Origin of the sequence: Variovorax paradoxus (genome assembly GCF_030815855.1) — a bacterium.
Taxonomy (GTDB): Bacteria; Pseudomonadota; Gammaproteobacteria; order Burkholderiales; family Burkholderiaceae_C; genus Variovorax; species Variovorax paradoxus_M.
In genome coordinates this window covers 837,032-851,640 of the sequence record NZ_JAUSXG010000001.1, presented here as the reverse complement: position 1 = coordinate 851,640, position 14,609 = coordinate 837,032, and the positions used below count along the sequence as shown (strand labels likewise).

Genomic DNA, 14,609 nt, shown 5'->3' with positions numbered 1-14,609 from the left:
CGCGGGTCCGGTGCATGCCGCTCCCGCGCGCCGCCCCTACCCTTTCGACACCACCACGGGCGCCGGCGCGTCCGGCATTGCCAGCGGGTTGAGCCCTGGCTCTTGCACCCGCGTGAGAGTGTTCCGGTCGGTGTGGTGGAACGGTTCGGCCTGGCCCTGGATCTGCATCACCGTGTCCTGGTCGTAAGACCAGGTGCCGTCGGCATTGAGCGTGACGGTGATGTTCCACGCCAGCGTGGTGAAGGCCTGCTCGATGAAGGGGTTCGACACGATGCCGTTCACCAGGCTGCCGCGCTCGGCGCTGAGCGTGAAGCGCGTGTCGCCGGCCTTGGCATGGCCGCTCGCCATGGCCACCTGCCCGCGCGGAATGGCCAGCGTGTGCATCACCGTGCCGGTGGCCGGCTCCCAGAGCCAGTAGCCCACCTGGTCGTGGTACATCTTGGTGAGGCCGGGCTTGTGGATGTAGGTGTGATAGCGCAGGCCGTAGAGCAGCTGGGGGCCGTTGGTCTGCGGGTCGATCGGCTGCAGCTCGTAGCGCTCGACGTAGACCTGCGTCTTGGGGCCTTCGCGCTTGGGCTTCACGTCCACGCCGCGGCTGCCCTCCCAAACGCCCGCCATGGCCCGCAGCGGGCCGAGGTTGGCAAGGGTGTCGGGGTCGGCGTTCGGCTCGGTGTAGATGTCTTGGGTCGGATTCATGGTGTCGGTCGATCGTGGTGAGGGCTTCGGGACCTGTGATGCAAGCATCGCACCACCGCGCGGCGCGTCGGCCCGAATGCACCATAGCGTACCTGCAAGCCGCTCGCGGCCTGCACACGCTCGATCCATTCGTCGGCAGTGGCGATGCGCCCGGGTTCGTAGAGCGGCTGCGCACCTTGCAGCAGCCGGGTCAGTGCCTGCTGGTGGCCGAGGTCCGGCGCGTTGCTGAACGGCAGCGCGTCGAGGCTCGCGCCCTCTGCCGTGCGGTAGCCGGTGCACCAGCGCAGCGGCGCTGCATCAACGGCGTCGAGGTGGCTTGCCACCAGCCCGTCGAGCGGCCCGGTGGCAGCGAGCGCATAGCGCAGCAGCACCGCATCGGGATGGCCGCGGCGGAACACGCCCTGCCAGCCGGCCTCGGCGTTGTGCGGCTCGGCCAGCAGCTTGTCCAGGCCAGCGTCGTGCGTGGGAAAAGGGCCCGCGCCGTGGCGCGTCAAATAGCTGCGCAGCACGCCCAGGTGCTGCACGCGCATGGCGGGCTCGATGCCTGCCTCGCGCAGCACGGCTTCGACGGCCACTGTGGAGATGGTGCTCCAGCTCGTGTGCGGATGAAAGCCGCGCCACTCGTCGAGCAACACGCCCTGCGCGCCTTCGAACACCACGGTGCCTGGCCGCGAGAGCCGGTTGCCGATTTCGTCCGCGCTCGCGGGCGGCGACTGCCGCAGGCAAGGCGCCGCGGCCTCCAGCCAGCGCTGCGAGAGCGAGGCGTCTTCGAGCATCGCCAGTTCGCCGGCGGCTTCGGCATGCAGCGAGGCCGCATCGAGTGCGGCGAATCCGCGGCGCAGCGACATGCGCGAGGCCTCGAGTTTTTCAAAGGCACGCGCGGGAGATTTCAAGTCGCCATAGCGCAGCGCGAGCTCCGGCTCCGCCAGTGCCTGCCGCACCGTTTCCCCCACGCCGACGCCGCAGCTGCCATGCGCCGATGCACCCCGCGCCCATTCGCGCAGGCGGCCCGCAGCCTGGTGAAACGGCGTGGTGACGCGGCACCGCGCATCGACCAGCAGGCGCGAAAAGGCATCGCCGACGCCCACCTGGCGCAGCGCTTCCGCTTCGACGCGCAACGCCGTCGGATGCACCGCCACCGGGCTCGCGAGCACCGTTCCCACCCCGGCATGGAAGCTGCCGGCACCGAACTGCGAAAAGGTGTGGTGGCGGCCGTCGGGCAGCACCACGTTGTGCCCCGCCTGCGCACCGCCGTTGAAACGCACCACGGTGTGGGCCTGCAGCTCGCCGCAGAGGTGGTCGGTGAAGAGGCCCTTGCCGCAGTCGCCAAAGCCCAGGCCGAGCAGTGAGACGTAGCGCGTCGTAGTTGCCGACGTGGTGGTCACGCGGCCATCAGCCGAAGAGGCGCTTCCACCACGAAGACCGGGGCGCCGATCCCGCAGCGCTGGGCGGCGCGCGGCGCGGCGCATGGGGGTCGAGCAGCGCGGCATAGCCGTCGAGCGCATGAAGCACGCCGTTGACGCGCTGCTTCTCCATGCCGGTTGCGCTCATCACCCTGGCCAGGCCATCGAGATCGGGCACGGCTTTTTCCGTGAGTGCCACGATGCCGGCGGCAACGGCGCAGGCGTCGTCGGGCGAGTCCATGCAGATCACGTGGTCGCCGAGCAGTTCGCGCCAGCGCGGCTCGCAGCGGCGACGGCGCTGCGCGTCGGGAATCAGGAAGAACAGGTGGCAGGTTTCGGCCGCGGCGGCAATGACTTCCTCGATGGGAATGTCCTCGTCGAGCTTCTCGCCGATGAGCCCTTCGACCTGGCGGCGCGAAACGGCCGGGTACGGCAGCTCGTCGCCGGTCACGAACAGGTAGCCGCGCTTCTTGCGCTTCACCCAGCAGTCCATGTCGGTGTGCTGCGCCATCACGTAGAAGGCCAGTTCGTAGCTTTCTTCACCGCTGCCGCCGCCCCCGCCTTCGAGATAGCTCCAGGTCAGCCACTGGTCCATGAGCGGCGCGGTCGACTCGAACTGCCCCACCTGCAGCGACGCCTGGTCGGAGTTCGCGTCGCCGATGGCCATGAACATGAGCTGCGGATCGGCCACGCCGCAATCGGTCAGCAGCTTCATGAAGGTGGGCAGCTCGCGGCGCGCGAGGGTCTGCGGAATGTCGCCCATCGAACCCGTGACATCGAGCGCGAATGCAATGCCGAGCGAGTTGGGGTGGTCGGCGTTGTCGCGCGACTCGCGCACCTTGAGCCCGTGCGGGTTCATCAGCGGATGCGTGGCGGTTTGCGTGAACACCTCGGAGCCGGGCTTGGCGGCGCGGTCGGCGATGAGTGCCGTGTGCGCGGCGTGAGAGTAGTTTCCGTAGCCCATGGGTGCTCCTCTGTTTTCGAATGGTTGTCTTCAGGCGCGCGGCGCCGGGTCGAAATGAACGAACTGCGGCGCGCCGAAGGCTTCGCGCGATGCGGCGGAAAGCGCTTGCTCGATGCCGCGCGCGCCGAGCCGGCGGCATTCACCGGCGTCTTCGCTGCACTGGCGCAGCAAGGCGGCCAGCGGCGCGGGTGTGCGGGCGCCGAAGCCGGGGCTCTCGTCCGGATCGCGGCCCGGCGCCACGCCGTGCAGCACCGCGCGAATGGTCCAGGCGCTCTGCATCAGGTCGCGCGCCGCGGCGGCTGCATGTGCCGGCCCGGAGGCCTGCTGCGCCCGAGACCAGCCGACGATCAGCACGCCGTGGTCGCGCGGATGCACGAGCGCATGCGCGGGCGAGAGGTCGCGATGGGTCCAGCCCGCGTCGTGCACGAAGGCCAGCACTTCGAGCATACGGCGCCACAGCCACACGGCATGGCGCGGGTCGATGCCGTGCGGATTGGCGTGTTGCACGTTGTGCAGGCTGCCCCAGAAACCACTCGGGTGGCGCAGCACCAATGCTTGGCGGCCACCGTCGGCCAATCCCTCCGCCAGCCCCGTGCCCACGGGCAGCGGCAGACGGCGCGTGAAGTACGCGGCACCCGGCATGGAGAGTTCTTGCAGCGCCTGCAGCACGGCGCCCTCGCGCAGCAGCGAGCCGCCGTCCGCCGGCTCGCGCGCCAGCTTGATCGTGACGCGCTCGGGCAGCGCGCCCAGCCGCTCGGCCAGCAACACTTCGCTGTGCTCGCCGAAACCCAAGGGCGCGAGCACCCGGTAGCGCGCGCCGCGCCATTGCAGCGTGCGCCCCGTGCCGCTGTCGGCATTCGCGCGGCGCAGCGCCGCGCGAAAGCTCTCGCGCTCGACCGTTTCCTGGCCACGCGTGATGGTGGCGCCGCAATAGCTGCAGTTGACGGTGCGCCAGCGCGCGGCACGCGGCAGCGGCGCCGAGCATTGAGGGCAGCCGAGGGCCAGCAGCGAGAGCATCGGCCGGCCTAGTCGCTCTTCGCGGCCGACTTGTCGGGCGCAGCCAGCACCCTGTCGATGCGACGCCCCTCGAGCGCGGCAATCTCGAAATGCCAGCCCGCGCACTCGATGACCTCGCCGGTTTTGGGCAGATGGCCGGAGACGGACATCAGCAGGCCGGCCACCGTGTTGTAGCGCCCGCGCTCTTCTTCAGGCAGCTCGCGGATTCCGAGCCGCGCGCGCAACTCGGACACGGGCATCAGCCCGTCGAGCTCCCAAACGCCGTCGGGCCGCTCGCGCGCCCAGGCATCGGTCAGCGTGCCGGGCTGAAGTTCGCCGGTGATGGCTTCGAGCATGTCGCGCGGCGTCATGAGGCCCTGCACCACGCCGTACTCGTCGACCACGAACACCAGCCGGCCGCCACGTTCGCGGAACTGCTCGAGCAGCTCCATGCCGGTGAGCGTTTCGGGCACGAACACTGCGGGCGCGGCTTCCTGCCCGAGCACGCCGACATGGCCGGTGCCGAGCCGCAACAGATGCGCCACGCTGATGACACCGACCACGTCGTCGAGCGAATTGCGGCACACCGGGTACCACGAATGCACGATGTTGAGCGCACCCGCGTCGGCCACTTTCTGCAGCGCCTGTGCCACGGTGTCCGAGGCGTCGAGCCATTCGATGTCGGCGCGCGGAATCATCAGCGACGAGAGCCGGCGGTCGTCCAGGTGGAACACGTTGCGCACCATCTGGTGCTCGTGCTGCTCGATCACGCCGGCGTCCACGCCCTCTTCCAGGCTGGCCGAGATTTCTTCCTCGGTCATGGAGCGCGCGGCGTTGGCGTCGATGCGCAGCAGCTTCAGCACGGTGGCCGTGGCACCCGCGAGCAGCCACACGAAAGGCTTGGCGCCCTTGGCGAGCCCGCGCATCGGGCGCGACACCCAGAGCGCCACGGGCTCCGGGTAGAGCTGGCCGATGCGCTTGGGCACCAGTTCGCCGAAGATGATGGTGAAGAAGGTGATGCCGGTCACCACCACGGCGGTGGACGCCACGCTGGCCGTGCCGCGGCCCACGCCGAGGTTTTCCATCCAGAGCGCAAGCGGCGCCGCGAAGGCGGCCTCGCCCACGATGCCGCTGAGCATGCCGATCGAGGTGATGCCGATCTGCACGGTCGAGAGGAAGTGGGTCGGCTCCTCCATCAACCGGAGCGCGGCTTCCGCGCCGGCGTCTCCCGTCTCGGCCAGCGCGGCCAGGCGCGCACGCCGGCTGGTTGAAAGGGCCATTTCGGACATTGCGAACAACGCGTTGAGCGTGGTCAGCAAGGCCAGCAGGAGAACGTCCATGAACAGGGGGTGAAAATAAGGAAATGGCACTTTACTTGATCGGCGATATCCAGGGCTGCGACGCCGCCCTCCAGCAACTGCTCGACAAGATCGGTTTTTCCCCCAGCCGCGACACCGTCGTGCTGCTCGGCGACCTGGTCAACCGCGGCCCCGATTCGGCCGCGGTGCTGCGCCGCGTGCAGGGCTACGGCGCCTCGGCGCTGAGCCTGCTCGGCAACCACGACCTGCATCTGCTGGGCGTGGCGCACGGCGCGCGCAAGCCCAGCCGCAAGGACACGCTCGGCGGCCTGCTCGAGGCGCCCGACAGCGAAGCCATGCTCGAATGGGTGCGCCAGCAACACATGGCGCTGCACATGCAGATCGGCCAGGGCGACAAGGCAGGCGACCTGCTCATGGTGCACGCCGGCGTGCTGCCGCAGTGGACGGTGGGCGACACGCTGGTGCTGGCGGCGGAGGTCGAATCCGTGCTGCGCGGCCCGGCGCTGGGCGAATTCCTGCTCGGCATGTACGGCAACGAGCCCGCGCAGTGGAGCGACACGCTCACGGGCAGCGCGCGCCTGCGGGCCATCGTGAACGCGCTCACGCGCATGCGCTTCTGCTCGGCCGAAGGCGTGATGGAGTTCGAAACCAAGGACGGCGCCGCCACCGCGCCCGAAGGCTTCATGCCGTGGTTCGACGTGCCCGGCCGCAAGACCGCGAATGCCACGGTTGCGTTCGGCCACTGGTCGACACTCGGTTGGCTCTCGCGGCCCGACCTGCTTTCCACCGACACCGGCTGCGTCTGGGGCGGTTGCCTGAGCGCGGTGCGCATCGGCGCGACGCTGGACGAGCGCGAGCTGATCCAGGTGAAGTGCGAGCAGGCGCAGAAGCCCGGCTGAATCTGCCGGGCCCCCAAAGCCCCCCAAGCCGTCAGTCGCGCGGCACGCGGAAGCTGCCGAGCGCCATGCGCTGCTTGCCCTCTGAATCGAAGTTTTCCGGGGCCAGCCAGCGCTCGAATGCCGTGCGCAGCGCCGGCCATTCGCTGTCGACGATCGAGAACCACGCGGTGTCGCGGCTGCGGCCCTTGTAGACGATCGCCTGCCGGAAGATGCCTTCGAACCGGAAGCCCAGCCGCCTGGCCGCGCGCTTCGACGGTTCGTTGAAGTTGTCGCACTTCCACTCGTAGCGACGGTAGCCGAGTTCGTCGAAGGCGAGTTTCATCAGCAGGTACTGCGCCTCGGTCGACATCGGCGTGTGCTTCAGAAGGGGCGAGAAGTTGACGTGGCCGACCTCGACCACGCCGTTCGCGACGTCGATGCGCATCAGCGACAACGTGCCGATGGCCCGCCCGCTCTGCCTGTCGATGACGGCGAAGTGCAGCGGATCGGTGCTCTGCGCGAGGCGCTCGATGTGGGCGCGCGTGGCTTTAAGGTCGGCGGGCCGCTCGACGCCCAGGTAGGTCCAGTCGCGGCCGTCCGGGGCCTGCGCGTAGGCGGCGTGCAGGTCGTCGGCGTGCTTTGCGGCATTCACGGGCTCGAGCGTGCAATAGCGCCCTTCGACGGGCTCGCGCGGCGGCACCTGGCGCGGACTCCATTCGGGCATCAGGTGACCGATGGACTGGCCGTATTCGTTGTGGCGTACTGGCATGGGAGGAGCTTTCGACAGGAAAAGGACGGCATCGCCGGAGACCGATAAAGTACGCGCAACGTGGCGCCACCGGAAGTACCACGATGGACGCTTTTCATGGTGCCACGCACCTTGCCCTTCAATGACCGATTCGCCAGACCTCGTCACCGCCACGCTGCTCGAAGCTGCCCTCGTGAAAGACCGCGGCGCAGGCCCGATGCAGCGCCAGCTGCACGACCGCCTGAAGCGCGCGATTCTCGACGGCAGCCTCGCGCCGGGCAGCCGCTTGCCGGGCTCGCGTGCGCTGGCCGAGGCGCTCGCCATCTCCCGCAACACCGTCACCGCGACCTACGAGCACCTGGCCGCCGAAGGCTATGTGCGGCCCGACCGGCAGGGCACGCGCGTCACCGAGCTGCGCTCGCCTGCGCTGGCCCCGTTGTCCAGGCGCGCCGGCAAGCTGGTTGCCACGCCGCCCACGGCGCAGCGCCTCGCCCGCATCCGGCCCGGCGCCCCGCGCGCCGAGATGGACGCGGCGCTGCGGCCCGGCATGCCGGCGCTGTCGCACTTTCCCGCGGCCGCATGGCGGCGCGCGCTCGACCGCGCGATCCGCAACGCCAGCCCCGCCACGCTCGGCTATGGCGATCCGCTGGGCGAGCCGCCGCTGCGCGCGGCCATCGCGCGGCACCTTGCCATCGCGCGGGGCGTGCGCTGCGAGCCGCACAAGGTCGTCATTGCCGAAGGTGCGCAGGAGGCCATTTCGCTGTGCGTGCGGCTGCTGTCGAACCCCGGCGACATCGGCTGGGTCGAAGACCCGGGCTACCGCGGCGTGAAGGCCGCTATGCACGCGGGCGACCTGCGCGTCGTGCCGATGCGGGTCGATGCCGAAGGCCTGCGCGTGAGCGAGCGCGACTGGCAGCAGCACCCGCCGCGGCTGATCTACACCACGCCTTCGCACCAGTACCCGGCCGGCTCGGTGTTGAGCATCGCGCGCCGGCTGGCGCTCATCGCGCAGGCCCGCCATCACGGCGCGTGGATCATCGAGGACGACTACGACAGCGAGTTCCGCCACAACGGCGAGCCAATCGGGGCGATGCAGGGGCTGGTGGCGCAATCGCCGGTGCTCTACGTCGGCACTTTCAGCAAGACGATGTTTCCGTCGCTGCGGCTGGGCTTCGTGGTGCTGCCCGAGCCGCTCATGGCCGCGGTGCAGGCGCCACTCGAGGAAATGCTGCGCGGCGGGCACCGCCACGAGCAACTTGCCATGGCCGACTTCATCGAGAGCGGCCAGTTCAGCCGTCACCTGGGCCGCATGCGGCGGCTGTACCGCGACCGGCAACAGGCACTGCGGCAGGCGCTGGGCAAGCACTTCAAGGTGCCGCACGAGATCGACGGCGGCCACTGCGGGCTGCACCTGACGGTGCGGCTGCCAGAGCGCTTCGGCGACCGGCAGATCGCGGCCGAGGCGCTGCGGCACCGCATCGCGCCGTCGGCGCTGTCGGGTTTCGCGATGCAGCCGCTGCCTTCGGACAACGGGCTGGTTCTGGGCTACGGCAACACGTCGGCCGAGATGTTCGAGCCGTTGGTCAAGCGGCTGTCGCAGCTGGCGCGCGCGGCCGAACGCGCCTGATCAGAGCCTGATCAGCGCCTGGTCAGGCGGACCCGGCGCCGAAGCCGGTATCGAACGTGCCCTTCACATCGAGCGGCTGCTTGATGAGCCCCACCTGCCGGTAGAAATCCGCCGTGCCCTGCTGGTCGGCAATGACCTGCGCATCGATCGGTATCCACTTCTGCTTGCGGCGCTCGAACTGCAGCTTGGCCGCCTCGGGCGGAATGCCGATGATGCGGGCAAGCGCGGCCGAGTAGGCATCGACGTTGCGGTACGACCAGAGCTGCGCCTTCACCACACGCTGCAAAAAGTCTTGCAGCACCGGCCGCTTGGCGGCAATGGCCGCATCGGTGGCCGCCAGGTAGCTGAGCCCCGGCAGCAGCCCGCGTCCGTTCACGAGCACGCGCGCGTGCTGGCTGACTTCCGCCAGGGCGGTGTAGGGCTCCCAGGTGGCCCAGGCATCGACCGAACCTTGCGTGAGCGCGAGCTTGGCGTCGGCCGGCGCAAGGAAGCGGATGTTCACCTCTTCGGGCTTCAGGCCAGCCGCGGTGATGGCCTTGAGCGTGACGTAGTGGCCGATGGAGCCGCGGTTGGTCGCGATGCTCTTGCCCTTGAGGTCGGCCGCGGTCTTGAGCGGCGAATCGGGCTGCACCAGCACCGCGGTGCCGTACGAATCCGAACGGTTGGCACCGATGGCCTTGACGCGCGTGCCCGCGGCCAGCGCGAAGACGAGCGGCGCATCGCCGATGGGGCCGGAATCGACCGCCCCGGCGTTGAGCGCCTCGGCCAGCGGTGCGGCCGCGGGAAATTCGGACCATTGGATGTCGTAGCCCAGGCCTTCGAGCCCGTTGGCCGCTTCGAGCAACGCGCGCAGCCCGCCCTTCTGGTCGCCGGCCTTGAGCACCGGGCGGCCCTGGGCGTGGGCCTGGAACGAGAAGGCGGGCAAGGCGATGGCGGTGGCCGCTGCGAGTCCCTGTGCGAGGAGCTGCCGGCGCGATCGGTCGGGATGCGATGAATTCATGATGGGGTTCTCCGTGTTCAGTCGAGTCAAAGAAAGTCAGTGGATGAAGCCGCCCTTGACGAAGCGCACCGGTTCGGCGTCCATGCGGGCGATCAGCGCGCCCAGGCCGTCGGCGGGTGGCGCGGCAACGTCCGACGCCGCGCCCGTTGCGCGTTCGCTGCGGCAGATCAGGTCGTCGTCGGACCATCCCGCCTTGCCGGGCTCGCCGCGCGCACGCAACCAGCCGTCGCGGTCGGCGATGAGCTGGACGCCGGCAAGCCGGTCGGTGCCGGCGATCAAGGCCAGGGCCTCCCACGCGGCGGCGGACTCGGCGACGCAATCGGCGGCGGCCATCGTTGAAGCCGGCGACGACGGCTGCACCAGCAGCACAGTCATGAGCCGCGGATCTTCGGTGGGCATTGCGTCACCCGCCACGATGCGCACGCGCTGCCCACGCCAGCTCGCGAGCGGCCGCGGCGGCTGCGCGCCGCAGCGCACCACCATGTCGGGCAAGCCGATGGGCTGCGGCCAGCTGCCGAGCGCGCGCAGGCTCTGTCCCGCGCCTAGCGCTTTCATGTAGTCGATCAACGCCCAGGCATCGGCTTCGTCGAGCTTTCCGGCGAAGCCGGGCATCGTGATGTTGCCGCCCTGCGGTGCTGCGCGCGTGCCGTGAAGAATGCGCCAGAGCAGATCGCCGTCGGCGCGCCGCCAGAGCAAGGGGCCGCTCAGGTTTGGCGGCCACACCGCCAGCGAGGCTGCGAGCGGTCCCTCGCCCTTGCCGTCCGCGCCATGGCACGCCACGCAGTTCTGTTCGTAGAGGCCGCGGCCCCGCGCGATGGAGGCGGCCGTGAAGCCGGTCGGCGATGACTGGAAGCTCGCGGGCGTTGCGCGAACCAACACCACATGCGCCTCGGGCCACGGCGCCGCGATCAGCAACATCGGCACCAGGGCGAGAAAGTAGAAGCGCGGGCGCCGCCAGAACAGTGCGAGCAGCAAGGCGAGCACCGCCATCGCGACGAACACCAGCGTCCACGCGAGGCTGCGCGCCTGGCCCAGGTCGATCAGCAGGTTCTCGCCCGACAGCCGCCGCGCCCACGGCCACGCCGGCTGGCCATGCACGTGCTGCGCGAGACCGAGCGCATCGAGCACGCGAAGCAACTGCAGCTGCGCGCCTTGCAGCAGGCCGATCAGCAGGTTGAGCCAATCGGCCTCGGGCGTGCTGTTCATCTCACCAGGTGGCATCGAGCCCCAGATGCCGCAGCGCTTCGTGGCGAAGCTCTGCCAATCTGGCATGCCCGCGATGCCGCGGATACGGCAGGTCGACCACGATCTCCGCCGCGATGCGCGCCGGCCGATCGCTCAAGACGATGACGCGGTTGGCGAGGAACAGCGCCTCTTCCACGTCGTGCGTCACCAGAAGCGCCGAGAAGCCCGCGCGCTGCCACAGGTTGACCAGCTCGCTCTGCATCGCAATGCGTGTGAGCGAGTCGAGCTTGCCGAGCGGCTCGTCGAGCACCAGCAGTTGCGGATCGTTGACCAGCGCGCGCGCCAGCGCCACGCGCTGCGCCATGCCGCCCGAAAGCTGGTGCGGAAAGGCCTTGGCAAAGTCGGTGAGGCCCACGAGCTTGAGTGCCTCGTCGACACGCCCGCGCTGTGCCTTGAGCACGCCGCGCGCCTGCAGGCCCAGCGCCACGTTGTCCCACACGCTGCGCCACGGGTAGAGCGTCGGGTCCTGGAACACGACGATGCGCGAGGGGTCGGGCCGCGTGATGGGCGAATCGTCCTGCGTGATGCGGCCGGCCGTGGCGGGTTCGAGCCCTGCGACCAACCGAAGCAGCGTCGACTTGCCGCAGCCGCTCGGCCCCAACAGCGCGACGAATTCCCCCGGCTTCACCGTGAGGTCGATGTCGTCGAGCACTTGCAGCGGCCCCGCGGGCACGTCGAACCAGTGGCTCACGCCGCGGATGTCGATGTGCGCGCCGGCCTGGCGCACGCCCGCTTCGGCAATGGCTACCATTTCACGGTTCCCTTCTGCCACGACAGCACGCGGTCGCGCACCTTGAAGAGCAGCGTGATCAAGCCCGAGCACAGCACGGCCATGACGATCAGCGCGGCGTACATGTTCGAGTACGAAGCCCAGCCCTGCGCCCATGAGAGATAGAAGCCGAGCCCCGCCTTCACGCCCATCATCTCCGCGGTGACGAGCACCGAAAAGGCCGCGCCAAGGCCCATGAAGAGGCCGACGAACACCTGCGGCAACGCGGCCGGAACGGCCACCCGCAGCACCAGGAAGCGCTCGCTCGCACCCATGGTGCGGGCCACGTCGTAGTAGTTGCGGTTGACCGTCGCCACGCCCGACCAGGTGAGCACGGCCACCGGAAAGCCCGTGGCAAGGGCAATCAGGAACACCGCGGCCGCATAGCTCGACGGAAAGAAGAAGAACGCCAGCGGCAGCAGCGCCGAGGCCGGCACCGGCCCGACGAAGCGCAGCACCGGGTGCACCCAGTAGCCCGCGACGCGCGACCAGCCGATGGTCACGCCCGTGAGAAAGCCCGCGAGCGCACCCAGCACGAATCCGTGGGCAAGCAGGCGAGTCGAGTGCAGCAGGCTCTCGCCAAGGCGGCGCCAGTCGTCGATGTAGGTTTCGACCAGGCTTTGCGGCGGCGCGAAGAACGGCGTGGGGAGCAGTGCGAGCTTGGCCGTCGCGATCTCCCAGACTGCGAACAGCACCGGCAATGCGACCAGCCACGGGCCAGCGGGCCGAAGCACGCGCGCGACACGTCCGGCGCGCGGTCCGAGCCACACGACGGCGAGCAGCAACGCGCCAATGGCGATGGCGGCGATGCCGAACTCGTCGGTGTAGGCCCAGTCGCTGAAACCCACCGCCTGGTTCGGCCAGTAGATCGTGAGCAGGCCCAGGGCGAACCATGCGGCGGTGGCGGCGAATCCGCTGCGCCATGCGGGCAGGGTTGCCGGGGTGCGGGGCAGTGTGGGTGCGGGGGCTGTGGTGCGTTCAGGCGCCGCGGCCCCCACCCTGGCCCTCCCCCGGAAGGGGAGGGAATCGAAGCCCAATGCGGGGTCGGGTGTGCTCATGCGAGGGGATCGAAGGAAACGTGTTCGGCGAATTTCACCGGATCGGTGGTCTTCTTGAGCACGCCGACACCACGGAAATCGCGCGCATAGAACTCCACCTCGTCGCGCAGGTTCTTGCCGAGCGGATGGTGGTTGTGCGTGAGCGTGCCGAGCAGCGCGCGCAGGTCTTCCACCGGCACCTTGGGCGAATACTTGGCGAAGAGCTTGGCCGACTCGTTCGGGTTCTCGGCCACGTAGTCCGAGGCTTGCGCGATGGCGCGCACCAGCGCGGCCACGGCCGGCTTGTCCTTGCGCACCAGTTCGCCGCGTGCGCCGACGATGCAGCAGACCTTGTCCTTGTATTCACCCGAGAGGTTGCTTGCAATCTCCACGAACGCGCCCTTGTTGCGCTTCTCGATCAGGTAGACATTCGGGTCGCCGTCGGCAATGGCGTGGATCTCGCCCTTCTGCACCGCGATGTCGAGCAGGTCGGCCGGGTACTGGCGCCAGGTCACGTCGCGGTCGGCGTCGATGCCGTTCTTGGCCAGCAGGATCGAGAAGAAGTTCTTGCCCGGGCTCGCGATGTCCGACACGCCGATGATCTTGCCCTTGAGGCTTGCGAGGCTGGTCGCGCCCGCAGCCTTTGCGCCCACCAGCCGCACGCAGCCGCCATGCGAACTGCCGACGATCTTCACGTCGAAGCCCGACTCCAGCGGCTTGAGCCAGCGGTGGATCATGCCCACCGCGGCATCGGCCTTGGCCGTGGCGAGCGACTCCAAAAGCTGGTCCGTCGAGCCGGTGTAGTTGATCAGGTCTACCTGCAGCCCGTTGCGCTCGAAGTAGCCGCGCTCCTGCGCCACCACCACCGGCGAAAGGCAGAACGCGGCGGCGTTCCATGCGAAGGTGAGCTTGCGCGCCTGCTGCGAGAAGGCCTGCGAGGCGATCAGGCCGCCAGAGGCCACCACGGCAGCGGCGCCGCCTGCGCGCAGAACGCTGCGGCGTGAAAGGGATGCGGTCATCGGGAACTCCGTTGGTTTTTTTCTTCAGTCCAGCAGCTCGGGCTCTGCTTCCACAAGACCTTCGTAGAGGCTGTCGAAGGAATGAATGGCCCCCTCCGGGCCGCCGATCTGGCTGTGAGTGTGGCGCGCGGTTTCCTCGTCGATGGGCTGCGGCTTGCCGGCCGCCTCCGCGAGGAGCTGCGTGTGGCAGGCGTTGTCGAGCGCGATGTACCACCACGCGGCAGCCTCCACCGTGGGGCCCGCCGTCAGGATGCCGTGGTTCTTGAGAATGGCGCCCTTCTTGTCGCCCAGCGCCTCTGCGATGCGATCGCCCTCGCTGGTGTCGACCACCATGCCGGTGAAGTCGTCGAACAGCGCCACGTCGTCGTGGAACACGCAGCTGTCCTGCGTGATCGTGTCGAGCTTGCGGCCCAGCGTGGACCAGGCCTTGCCGTAGGTCGAGTGCGTGTGGGCGGCGGCAACGATCTTCGGGTTGTGCTCGTGAATCGCGGCATGGATCGCGAAGGCCGCCTTGTTGAGCGGCCTGTCGCCGATGACCGTCTCGCCCTTTGAATTGACGAGCAGCAGGTCGGACACCTTGATGCGCGAGAAGTTGATGCCCAGTGGGTTGACCCAGAAGTGATCGCTGAGCTCAGGGTCGCGCGCGGTGATGTGGCCGGCCAGGCCCTGCGCGAAACCGAAGCGGGCGAACAGGCGGAAGGCGCCGGCCAGGCGCTCCTGCCGGTGGCGGCGTTCGGCCTGCACGCTGGTGCGCGGGGGGATGGGGTCGAACCAGTATTTCTGCTGCGGGTTCGGGTTGAACTTGAGCGGCTGGGGGACATTGCGGTCGATGGAAAGAACGGCACTCATGGGGACTCCTCGTATTCGGTTTTGCTCCTTCCCCTTCCGGGGGAAGGTTGGGATGGGGG

Annotated in this window: 14 protein-coding genes; 2 read left to right on the top strand and 12 right to left on the bottom strand. The window is 69.2% G+C overall.

The annotated features are described in order from the left end of the window. Positions 1-36: 36 nt before the first annotated feature. Genes QFZ42_RS04025 through QFZ42_RS04005 form a run of 5 tightly spaced genes read right to left on the bottom strand, consistent with a single transcriptional unit; the run spans position 37 to position 5,399 of the window. Positions 37-696 carry an FABP family protein gene (locus QFZ42_RS04025; protein WP_307699714.1) on the bottom strand — a complete coding sequence of 220 codons (660 nt, stop codon included), beginning with the start codon at positions 694-696 and terminating at the stop codon, positions 37-39. Further along, positions 693-2,081, bottom strand: a complete 1,389-nt coding sequence (locus QFZ42_RS04020; RefSeq protein WP_307699713.1) for an adenylosuccinate synthetase — start codon at positions 2,079-2,081, stop codon at positions 693-695. The genes QFZ42_RS04025 and QFZ42_RS04020 overlap by 4 nt, the downstream gene beginning before the upstream one ends. A 7-nt stretch (positions 2,082-2,088) precedes the next feature. Then, on the bottom strand, positions 2,089-3,063 hold the full coding sequence (locus QFZ42_RS04015) for a VWA domain-containing protein (RefSeq protein ID WP_307699712.1): 975 nt from the start codon (positions 3,061-3,063) through the stop codon (positions 2,089-2,091). A gap of 30 nt (positions 3,064-3,093) precedes the next feature. Then, positions 3,094-4,080 (bottom strand): protein kinase family protein, encoded by a 987-nt coding sequence (locus QFZ42_RS04010; RefSeq protein WP_307699711.1) that lies wholly within the window; start codon positions 4,078-4,080, stop codon positions 3,094-3,096. Between the two features lie 8 nt (positions 4,081-4,088). Then, entirely contained in the window at positions 4,089-5,399 is a 1,311-nt protein-coding gene (locus QFZ42_RS04005) for a hemolysin family protein (protein ID WP_307699710.1), read from the bottom strand. Positions 5,400-5,422: 23 nt separating this feature from the next. On the opposite strand from QFZ42_RS04005, the gene QFZ42_RS04000 reads away from it, so the two are divergent. Continuing rightward, complete coding sequence (locus tag QFZ42_RS04000; protein WP_307699709.1) at positions 5,423-6,277, top strand: symmetrical bis(5'-nucleosyl)-tetraphosphatase; 855 nt, start codon at positions 5,423-5,425, stop codon at positions 6,275-6,277. A gap of 31 nt (positions 6,278-6,308) precedes the next feature. On the opposite strand, the gene QFZ42_RS03995 is transcribed toward QFZ42_RS04000, so the two are convergent. Next, positions 6,309-7,025 carry a GNAT family N-acetyltransferase gene (locus QFZ42_RS03995; protein ID WP_307699708.1) on the bottom strand — a complete coding sequence of 239 codons (717 nt, stop codon included), beginning with the start codon at positions 7,023-7,025 and terminating at the stop codon, positions 6,309-6,311. Positions 7,026-7,146: 121 nt separating this feature from the next. Between QFZ42_RS03995 and pdxR the strand changes: the two genes are divergently transcribed. Then, complete coding sequence (pdxR, locus tag QFZ42_RS03990) at positions 7,147-8,631, top strand: MocR-like pyridoxine biosynthesis transcription factor PdxR (protein WP_307699707.1); 1,485 nt, start codon at positions 7,147-7,149, stop codon at positions 8,629-8,631. Between the two features lie 22 nt (positions 8,632-8,653). Here pdxR and QFZ42_RS03985 read toward each other — a convergent pair whose 3' ends face one another. From QFZ42_RS03985 to QFZ42_RS03960, 6 genes are read right to left on the bottom strand one after another with little or no spacing between them, the layout of a single operon-like run. Continuing rightward, positions 8,654-9,631: an ABC transporter substrate-binding protein gene (locus tag QFZ42_RS03985; protein WP_307699706.1), complete on the bottom strand. Its 978-nt coding sequence runs from the start codon at positions 9,629-9,631 to the stop codon at positions 8,654-8,656. Positions 9,632-9,667: 36 nt separating this feature from the next. After that, positions 9,668-10,837, bottom strand: coding sequence for a c-type cytochrome (locus QFZ42_RS03980; RefSeq protein ID WP_307704165.1), 1,170 nt, complete (start codon positions 10,835-10,837; stop codon positions 9,668-9,670). Position 10,838: 1 nt separating this feature from the next. Next, complete coding sequence (locus QFZ42_RS03975; protein WP_307699705.1) at positions 10,839-11,627, bottom strand: ABC transporter ATP-binding protein; 789 nt, start codon at positions 11,625-11,627, stop codon at positions 10,839-10,841. Further along, positions 11,621-12,703: an ABC transporter permease gene (locus QFZ42_RS03970; RefSeq protein ID WP_307699704.1), complete on the bottom strand. Its 1,083-nt coding sequence runs from the start codon at positions 12,701-12,703 to the stop codon at positions 11,621-11,623. Before QFZ42_RS03970 ends, QFZ42_RS03975 begins: the two co-directional genes overlap by 7 nt. Then, positions 12,700-13,701 carry an ABC transporter substrate-binding protein gene (locus QFZ42_RS03965; RefSeq protein ID WP_307699703.1) on the bottom strand — a complete coding sequence of 334 codons (1,002 nt, stop codon included), beginning with the start codon at positions 13,699-13,701 and terminating at the stop codon, positions 12,700-12,702. The genes QFZ42_RS03970 and QFZ42_RS03965 overlap by 4 nt, the downstream gene beginning before the upstream one ends. Before the next feature lie 24 nt (positions 13,702-13,725). Continuing rightward, positions 13,726-14,550: a class II aldolase/adducin family protein gene (locus QFZ42_RS03960; protein WP_307699702.1), complete on the bottom strand. Its 825-nt coding sequence runs from the start codon at positions 14,548-14,550 to the stop codon at positions 13,726-13,728. Between the last annotated feature and the right edge of the window lie 59 nt (positions 14,551-14,609).

Excerpts from the sequence above, each read along its gene's own strand:
- QFZ42_RS04025 (WP_307699714.1), bottom strand. The coding sequence starts at position 696 with ATGAATCCGACCCAAGACATCTACACCGAGCCGAACGCCGACCCCGAC.
- QFZ42_RS04015 (WP_307699712.1), bottom strand. The coding sequence starts at position 3,063 with ATGGGCTACGGAAACTACTCTCACGCCGCGCACACGGCACTCATCGCC.
- QFZ42_RS04010 (WP_307699711.1), bottom strand. The coding sequence starts at position 4,080 with ATGCTCTCGCTGCTGGCCCTCGGCTGCCCTCAATGCTCGGCGCCGCTG.
- QFZ42_RS04005 (WP_307699710.1), bottom strand. The coding sequence starts at position 5,399 with ATGGACGTTCTCCTGCTGGCCTTGCTGACCACGCTCAACGCGTTGTTC.
- QFZ42_RS04000 (WP_307699709.1), top strand. The coding sequence starts at position 5,423 with ATGGCACTTTACTTGATCGGCGATATCCAGGGCTGCGACGCCGCCCTC.
- QFZ42_RS03995 (WP_307699708.1), bottom strand. The coding sequence starts at position 7,025 with ATGCCAGTACGCCACAACGAATACGGCCAGTCCATCGGTCACCTGATG.
- pdxR (WP_307699707.1), top strand. The coding sequence starts at position 7,147 with ATGACCGATTCGCCAGACCTCGTCACCGCCACGCTGCTCGAAGCTGCC.
- QFZ42_RS03985 (WP_307699706.1), bottom strand. The coding sequence starts at position 9,631 with ATGAATTCATCGCATCCCGACCGATCGCGCCGGCAGCTCCTCGCACAG.
- QFZ42_RS03980 (WP_307704165.1), bottom strand. The coding sequence starts at position 10,837 with ATGAACAGCACGCCCGAGGCCGATTGGCTCAACCTGCTGATCGGCCTG.
- QFZ42_RS03975 (WP_307699705.1), bottom strand. The coding sequence starts at position 11,627 with ATGGTAGCCATTGCCGAAGCGGGCGTGCGCCAGGCCGGCGCGCACATC.
- QFZ42_RS03970 (WP_307699704.1), bottom strand. The coding sequence starts at position 12,703 with ATGAGCACACCCGACCCCGCATTGGGCTTCGATTCCCTCCCCTTCCGG.
- QFZ42_RS03965 (WP_307699703.1), bottom strand. The coding sequence starts at position 13,701 with ATGACCGCATCCCTTTCACGCCGCAGCGTTCTGCGCGCAGGCGGCGCC.
- QFZ42_RS03960 (WP_307699702.1), bottom strand. The coding sequence starts at position 14,550 with ATGAGTGCCGTTCTTTCCATCGACCGCAATGTCCCCCAGCCGCTCAAG.